General features: G+C 70.4%; 4 protein-coding genes. 2 read left to right on the top strand and 2 right to left on the bottom strand.

The genetic code is table 11. The features are described from left to right. Together ACFQ36_RS19160 and ACFQ36_RS19155 are read right to left on the bottom strand one after the other, a co-directional pair. Positions 1-3,381 (bottom strand): CDP-glycerol glycerophosphotransferase family protein (locus tag ACFQ36_RS19160; RefSeq protein ID WP_377016527.1); only part of this gene is annotated, 3,381 nt, incomplete at its 3' end. Next, positions 3,378-4,928, bottom strand: a complete 1,551-nt coding sequence (locus ACFQ36_RS19155) for a stealth family protein (RefSeq protein WP_377016525.1) — start codon at positions 4,926-4,928, stop codon at positions 3,378-3,380. The genes ACFQ36_RS19155 and ACFQ36_RS19160, both read right to left, overlap by 4 nt. Positions 4,929-5,010: 82 nt before the next feature. Here ACFQ36_RS19155 and ACFQ36_RS19150 point away from each other — a divergent pair, with 82 nt between their 5' ends. Beyond that, complete coding sequence (locus tag ACFQ36_RS19150) at positions 5,011-6,207, top strand: CDP-glycerol glycerophosphotransferase family protein (RefSeq protein WP_377016523.1); 1,197 nt, start codon at positions 5,011-5,013, stop codon at positions 6,205-6,207. A gap of 197 nt (positions 6,208-6,404) precedes the next feature. Then, positions 6,405-7,023: acyltransferase family protein (locus ACFQ36_RS19145; RefSeq protein WP_377016521.1), on the top strand; the 619-nt coding region annotated here is incomplete at its 3' end.

Genomic DNA, 7,023 nt, shown 5'->3' with positions numbered 1-7,023 from the left:
GCCGGCGGCGCCGCCGTCGTCCTTCGGGGCGAACTTCGCCGCGAACGCCTCCAGCCGGGCGGCGAGGGCGGCGTCCGGGACGGCAGCGGCCGCCACGGCGCCGAACAGTTCGTCCTGGGTTTCCACCACCGGTCCGGGCAGTTCCGGCCCGTAGTCTAGGTAGAAGCCGCGCAGCGTGTCCCGGTAATGCGCCAGGTCGTAGGCGTAGAAAATGATCGGCCGGCGCAGGATGGCAAAGTCGAAGAGCACCGAGGAATAGTCGGTGACCAGCACGTCGCTGGCCAGCAGCAGTTCCTGGATTTCCGGATAGCCGGAAACGTCGCGGACGCACCCGCCGGCGCTTTCGGGAATCTCCAGCTGGCCGGCAACCAGCACATGCATCCGCAACAGCAGCACCGTGTCCGCACCGAAGCGCCGCCCGAAGGCCTCCAGGTCCAGCGGCAGCTTGAAGCCGAAGCGCCCGATCCCGGCGGGCTGGTCGTCGCGGAAGGTCGGTGCATAGAGCACCACCCGCTTATCCGGCGGAATGCCCAGCCGCTCGCGGATAACGGATCCGGCCCGGGTGTTCCGGCCCTGGGCCAGCACGTCGTTGCGCGGATAGCCTTCCTCCAGTACCGGTCCGCGGTAGTTGAAGGCGCTGCGGAAGGCCCGGGTGGCATAGGGGCTGGGCGAGAGCAGGGTGCTCCACTGACGCACCGCCTGGTCCACCCGCTGCAGGTAGTCCTCGTCCCGGCCGTGGATCTGGTCCAGGTCGTGGAGCATGCGCTTGAGCGGTGTGCCGTGCCAGGTCTGGATGAAGGTCCCGTGCGGACGGCGCCGCAGGTAGTGCGGGAAGTTCTGGTTGTTGACCCAGTACCGGGCCCGGGCCAGGTACCAGAAGTAGCCCGGCGAGAGCCGCCGGACCACCTTGGTGCGCGGATCCGTGCCGGGCAGCTTCCGGTCATAGACCCAGACCTTGCGGCGCTGGTCTCCGCGCCGGACCAGCTCCTCATAGATGTAGCGGGGGCTGTCCGCGTACTGGGTGCCGAGGCCGCTTTCGAACACGATCAGGTCCGCGGCCATCGGGGTCCTGGCCACCAGGGAGAACAGCCGCCGCATCGCCGGGAAGTAGAAGCGGCTGCGGCGTACGCGCTGTCCCGCCGTAACGACGATTTCCGGCATGGTACCGGTGCGCAGGCCCGACGGGGCCGGCCGGGCACGCAGCACGGCGTCAAAAATGCGGCGGCAGTTGTCCCGGTCCTTGTACTTGAGGAAACGGCGGGCGCGCCGCTGGTACTCGGCCGGCATGGCGCAGCCGCCGGCGAGCGCTTCCTCCAGCAGGTCCAGCAGCCTGCCGCGGTCGAAGGCGATCCGTCCGGGCAGCTCCGCGTCCAGGTCCAGATGCGACCCCTGCGGGCCCAGGAAGCGTTCGCGGTCGAACTGGTAGTACAGCACCGGCTTGTCCAGGAAACTGAAATCGAAGCCCACACTGGAGTAGTCCGTGACCAGCAGCGCGCTTTCCTTGAGCAGGTGCTGCACGTCCACCTCCCCCTGGGAGATGATGCGGGCGGGAACGCCCTCGAAGTGGCGGCGGAACTGCTGCATGTTCGGGTGCAGGCAGAAGACCAGCTCGATCCCGTACTGTGCGGCGAGGCCGCGCAGCCGGGGATCGTGCAGGAAGCCGGCCCAGGCCCGCAGGTACTCGGATTCGGCGAACCGGTCCGCATCCTGCAGCCAGTCCCGCCAAGTGGGGATCACCAGGACCTGGCGGGGATTGACCGGCACGTCCCCGGCAAAGAGGGTGTCGAAGCGGGACAGCCCGGTGACCATCACGTCTTCCGGCGCGTAGCCGAAGTCGCTGACGATGTACTCCTTCTCACGGTCGGAGCTGACCAGGAACAGGTCCGTCTCGAAGTCCGGGGCGTTCCGGCCATAGTTGGGCACCATCCATTTGGTCCCCATCACCCCGTGCTGCAGGAAGACCTTCACGCCGCGGGCCGCCCGGCGGAACTGCGGCAGCCGCGTCGGGTACAGGAAGTCCGGGTGGTGCGAACCGATGAAGCGCTCGGCCTTCAGGGCGGCCTCGACGTGCTCGCGGGACCGGTAGGCGAGCACATTGCCCAGCCCGTCCAGGTTCCGGGCCTCCGGCGAGTGCGGGTCGATGACGTAGTACGCCTCGATCTCCGGATGCCGGGTGCGCAGGTAGCGGAAGAAGGCCAGCCCGGTGTCCTGCGCCTTGTAGGGCTGCTCCCCCACCAGCCAGACGGGTTTGCCCGCGGCGGCGCGCCGGTGCAGCGGATTGCGGGTGTGCTCCTGCAGGTAGTCGAACGCATCCGTGTCCAGCAGCTCGATGTGGAAGGAAGTCTTCTTCGCCTTGAAGGTGTAGTACGGGCTGACGCACAGCGTCCGGTCCCCGCGGCGCTGCCAGCCTGCCCTGGTCAGCTTCCGTGCCAGGTAGCGGGTGCGGCCGATGCGGACCCGTTGCGGCTGGCCCGGTCCGCTGTCCTGGACCTCCAGCCAGGCATCCAGGATGTCGTCCCGGGACAGCTGCCCGTCCGAGAGCGAGCCCAGGTCCAGCCGGGTGTTGAGCCGGTACTCGCGCAGGCCGAAGTGGCGCTCGGTCGCGGCCTCGTCCAGGACCACGGCGGCCGATGCCGTGTACCGGCTGCCGCTTTGCCGGCCGGTCAGGACCAGTTCGGCCCGGACCGCCTCGCCGTGCCGGGTATGCAGCCGCCCGGAGAGCCGCACGACGCCGCCGGACACGGAGAGCCGTTTCACGTACACGGCGTTGTAGGGCTTGAGTGCGCGGTCCACCGCGAGGCTGAGGAAACCCCGCCGGTTCACATACGGTGCCAGGACGGCGCCGGTACGCGCCCTCACCGGATGCAGCGGTCCGACCGTGGTGCGGCGGAACCTGCCGAGGGAAACGAACCCCCGGGACTGCCCGTCCTCCGCCGCGACGGCCGATGCGTAGCGGGGCAGCCGCTCCGCCGCCGGGGCTTCGAGTTCCAGCACCAGCTGCAGGACGGCACCCTCGCCGTCGTCGGCCGGCGGCACGGGCAGGCCCGGAAAATCCTCGAGCCGGATCAGTGCCGAATACTCCGGGCCGGCGTGTCCGGCACCCGGGTCCCGGACGCCCTCCGCGGGCAGGGCACCGGCCGGAGGTGGGGCGGATGCGGCAGGGTGCACCTCGGCAAGCCGGATCAGCTCCTCGCCGGACCTGGCCCAGAGCGCGAGCGGGGTCAGTTCCGCAGACAGCCGCAGGCGCACCGTCACCAGCACGCCCTGCTGGCTGACGGCAAGCCGGTGCAGCTCCAGCCGGGCGCCGTTCGCGGCCGGATCCAGGATCCGCTCGGCACGGTGACGGGCCGCCCGCAGCAGGGCCAGCGGGCCGCCGGTCACGGCTGCACCTCGAAGGAGCTGGGCACCGGGAAGTACTCGCCCAGGAATTCCTGCACCATCCGGTCCAGGTCCGCCGGATCCAGGCCCGTGCTGTCCACTTCGTTGAGGCAGAAAACGTCCGCGTTCCGGTCCCGCAGCAGCCGCAGCAGCTTGCCTTGGGCGGAGGGCTGGGAGATGTCGCAGTAGCGGTAGCTGAGCCGGCCCGGCACCGCGGCGCCGATGGCGTAGCCGTAGTAGTGCGCCAGCGCAGAGGGCACGGAGATGTCCTGCGGGGTGCGGAACTTCGCGGCCGTGGTCGCCTGAACCTGCTCGGCGAACTCCCGTTCGATCCTCGCCAGCGTGCTCACCCGCTCCGGGTGCGCCACATGCTGGAACTTGTGCGTGACGGTCCGGCCGAAGGCTGCCTCCAGCAGCGCACGGTTCCGCCGGGCCGCGCTGTCCACCGGCAGGTCGCCGGGACTGCCGGGGCCGAAGTCCACCGATCTGCTGGAGAGGAACATCTTGGCCAGGCCGTTGCCGTGGAAGAACAGCTCCGGTTCCACCTGCCGGCCGAAGAAGACGTCGTCGTTGAAGTAGAGGAAATGCTCGCTCAGGCCCGGGATCCGGTGCAGCTGGGCCTCGATGGCGTGCGAATTGAAGGTGGGCAGCACCCCGGGGTCGGCAAAGATCTCCCGGTGGTGCACCAGCGTGATCCGCGGATTGGAGCGGTCCAGCCAGTGCGGCACCTGCCCGGCGGTGACCAGGTAGATGTGGTTGATCCAGGGGGCGAAATAGTCCAGCGAGCGCAGCGAATAGCGCAGTTCGTCGTGGGAACGGAAGCGGGCATCGTTGACGGCGTATTCGCTGTAGCGGCTGGTCTCGCCGCCGCCCTCCAGCAGGGCCTGCCGCCACGCTTCGGCCTTCTGCGCGGCCCAGGACGGATCCGCGCCGTCCACCCAGGTGTAGACCACGTCGATGGGAAAAGTCACCGACGAATACCACGGCAGCTTCCGGCGCTGGCCGGCCGCCGCGGACAGGACGCAGCCGTGGCGCTGGTTCCCCAGCACCACCCCGCCGGCTTCCAGCGCCTCGAACACGGTCACCGGCCCGGCCGGGAACGGGTCCGCGTCCGCCACCGCCTGCGGACCGTCCCCGGTTGCCGGAAGCACGTAGACGGGCCTGTCCGCGGCCGCCCGGGCCACCGCCGCCAGCGCCGGCTGCAGCTGCTCCGGCGTGATGCCCAGGGTTGGCGGTTCGCCGGGCAGGGTCTCGTCCCGGTAGGTAATCCCGGCAGCGTCCAGCGCCCCGGCGACCAGTGCCCGGTTGCCGGCAATGGCCTCCACCGCGGAGAACCGGGATACGGTGCGGGCCGGCAGCAGCCCGCCGGCCACCGAGACGGCGGCCTCCCCGGCTGTCAGCCCGGTGCGCTGGGCCCGCAGCCGCGTGTGATCCACGGCCTTCTTCAGGCCCCGCTGGACACCGGTCCGCCCGTAGGCAAGGTTGAACAGCGTCCGCACCATGGGCCTGGGCAGGGTGCGCGCGAACCATCCCCGCAGTTCAGCGATCATGCGCTCTCCTCCCCGGCGGATACCGGCCCCATCAGCAGGAATACTAGGTTGGTAACCAATCCTACGGAAGGCAGGAGTGCCATTGCCTATTGTTGCCGCCGCCCGCCGCGCCCTCGTGCTGGGCCGCGACCGTGCCGTCGAAGTGCTGCTGGAACCCCGGGTCCGCGCCCGGCTCGCCGCTGCCAACGCCGGGGCTCCGGAACGCTTCGACTGCGTGGTCTATTTTGCCGACGATCCCGGCAGTTCCTACCAGGTGCGGCAGTGGCTGGAGCCAATGGCGGAGCTGGCCAGGACGCATCCGGTGGCCGTGCTGGTGCACCGGCCGACGACGGCGGCAGCGCTGCTGCCGGATTCCCCGCTTCCGGTCTATCTGGCCAACGGCATCGGGCAGGTGGAGGACTTCATCAATGCCCGCGGCGTCAGGATCGTGTTCTATGTGAACAACAACCGGGACAACTTCACGGTCCTGCGCCTGGCCGGCCAACTCCACGTGCACCTGAGCCACGGCGAGAGCGACAAGATCTCCATGGCCTCCAACCAGCTCAAGGCCTACGACTACGCCTTCATTGCCGGGGCGGCCTCCCGGGAACGCATCCTGGGCCACCTGCGCCGGATGGATCCGGCCAAGCTGCTGGAGATCGGCCGGCCCCAGCTGGACAGCCCGGTGCGGGATGTGCGGCCGTACCACGGCGACCGCAGCACCGTGCTGTACGCGCCCACCTGGGAGGGGGACCGGCCGGCGATGGCCTACGGCTCGGCCGCCAGCCATGGCAGGGCGTTGGTCCGGGCGCTGCTGGCGGACCGGCGCTACCGGCTGATCTTCCGGCCCCATCCGCGCACGGGGGCGCGGGTGGCGGCCCACGCCGGGGCGGTGCGGGAAATCACGGCTTTGATCGAGCAGGCGCAGAAGCAGGACCCGGAGGCCGGGCACTATGTGGACCGGCGCCCGGTCATGGCCGCCGCCATGGCCGAGGCGGATGCGTGCATCTGCGATATCTCCGCCGTGGCCATGGACTGGCTGCCGCAGGCCAAGCCGCTGCTGATCACCCGGCCGGTGGATCCGGAAGCCGAAATCCAGGCCGGCGGCATCACCACCGCCGTGCCCCTGCTCGACGCTGCGGACGCCGGCCGGGCCCCCGGGCTCCTGGCCGCCCTGCTGGCCAGGCCCATCCCGCCCGAGCAGCGGGCCCTGGTGGAACACCATTTCGGCGACACCACTCCCGGGGCCGCCACCCGCCGCTTCGTGGAGACGGTGGAGCAGATCCTGAAGGCCGGCTGAAAACCCGGCGGGCCTGTATCCGGACCGGGCTGCCGGGTAGACTGGCCGACACATCGCCCCTTTGGCAGCGACGACCTTCCGCAGGAGCCGCTACGAAAGCTCAGCCAGTACACCGGGCCGGGTCCGTCCAGGATTCCGGCGCCGCCTCCGGCACGGCCGGTTTCCGCCAGGACATCCAGGGCCTGCGGGCGCTGGCCGTGTCCCTGGTCTTTGCCTACCATCTCTGGCCCGGCGTGCTGACCGGCGGGTACGTGGGCGTGGACGTCTTCTTCGTCATCTCCGGCTACCTGATGACCATGCACCTGCTGGGCAAGCAGCCGCGGACGCTGCCGGACCTGCTGCACTTCTGGGGACGGCGCATCCGGCGGCTGCTGCCGGCCTCCTTCCTGGTCCTGGCCGCCACGGCGGTGGCGGCCAGGCTCCTGGCCCCGCCCACCCAATGGGAGGACATCGCACGCCAGGTCATTGGCTCCGCGCTGTATGTGCAGAACTGGCTGCTGGCCGGCAGCTCCGTGGACTACCTGGCCGCCGACGACGCGCCCACGCCCGTCCAGCACTTTTGGTCCCTGTCCCTGGAGGAGCAGTTCTACCTGGGCTGGCCGGTGCTCCTGCTGGCGGTGTTCTGGGCTGCCCGGAAACTGCGCGCCGAACCGGCGGCGGCGCTGCGCTGGGTGGTCCTGGCCGCTATCGCCGCCTCGCTGGCCGTCTCGGTGCTGGCCACCGCCGCCGAGCCCGGCAGCGCCTACTTCATCACCCCGGCCCGGATCTGGGAACTCGCCGCCGGCGGGCTGGTGGCCACCGTGGCGCCGCTTGCCG

It is taken from the genome of Arthrobacter sp. GCM10027362 (assembly GCF_042679445.1).
Classification (GTDB): domain Bacteria; phylum Actinomycetota; class Actinomycetes; order Actinomycetales; family Micrococcaceae; genus Crystallibacter.
The sequence above is the reverse complement of the archived record's forward strand: the minus strand, read 5'-3'. Positions and strand labels throughout refer to the sequence as shown.

What these genes read in the sequence shown, in the direction of transcription:
- ACFQ36_RS19155 (WP_377016525.1), bottom strand. Translation starts at nt 4,928, where the DNA reads ATGATCGCTGAACTGCGGGGATGGTTCGCGCGCACCCTGCCCAGGCCC.